Source organism: Brevibacterium sp. S111 (assembly GCF_004745075.1).
Classification (GTDB): Bacteria; Actinomycetota; Actinomycetes; order Actinomycetales; family Brevibacteriaceae; genus Brevibacterium.
In genome coordinates this window covers 1-894 of the sequence record NZ_RHFH01000061.1, presented here as the reverse complement: position 1 = coordinate 894, position 894 = coordinate 1, and the positions used below count along the sequence as shown (strand labels likewise).

At 60.2% G+C, this 894-nt stretch carries 1 protein-coding gene; it reads right to left on the bottom strand.

The features are described from left to right. Positions 1-138 precede the first annotated feature (138 nt). Positions 139-867, bottom strand: a complete 729-nt coding sequence (gene istB / locus EB836_RS18045; protein WP_276606441.1) for an IS21-like element helper ATPase IstB — start codon at positions 865-867, stop codon at positions 139-141. Between the last annotated feature and the right edge of the window lie 27 nt (positions 868-894).

The window sequence follows — 894 nt, the reverse complement described above, 5'->3', positions numbered from 1 at the left end:
TGTCAACGGTCAGTAGGAACTGCCCATAGACGGCCACGAGAATTGCCCACTGGTGGCCAATAAAACTGCCCGCTGGTGGCCACGATTTCTGCCCATCGACTCGTTGTGTCCAGTCGTGACCACCCGGGGCCGTCGATATCAGCTCAAAGCAACCACCCCTGCCCCAGAAACGGCCTGGCTGAGTCGAATCGATTCCCCACTGGTCTGGACCAAATGAGCATGATGAAGGAGCCGATCAACCGTCGCCGTAGCCACGGTCTTGGGCATCAGCTGGTCGAAAGCAGAAGGATGGAGATTCGACGAAATCGCGACGGATCTCTTCTCATAAGCAGCATCGACAAGCCGATACAGACCTTCGGCAGCATCATCACTGACCGGCAGCAGCCCGATGTCGTCAACGATCACGAGATCGGCTCGCAACAGCCGCTGAACAGTCTTCGTCACCTGGTCATCAGGACGATGAGCACGAACGAGTCCGCCCAGATCTTCCAGCTTCAGCCAGGACACGCGTCCACCGCCGTCGATGACTTTCTGTCCCAGCGCTTCCAGGAAGAACGATTTGCCGGTTCCCGCGGGCCCACAGATGGCCAGGTTCTCCTTCCGCCCCACCCACTCCAGCGTCGACAGCGCCTGCTGCGTGGGTACAGGAATCGATGACACTTCCTCATCCCAGGACTCGAACGTCTTGCCCGTGGGAAACCCGGCCTGCTTCCGCCGGGTCGCTAACATCGCCGCCGATCGGCCACGAGATTCCTCGACTAACAATGCCCGCACGACCTCGACCGGCTCCCACCGTTGCGCTTTCGCCGTGGCCAACAACTCGGGGGCAAGACTGCGCGCATACGGCATCTTCAACCGTCGCATCAGCGCCTCGACCTCGGTATCAAGGACTGG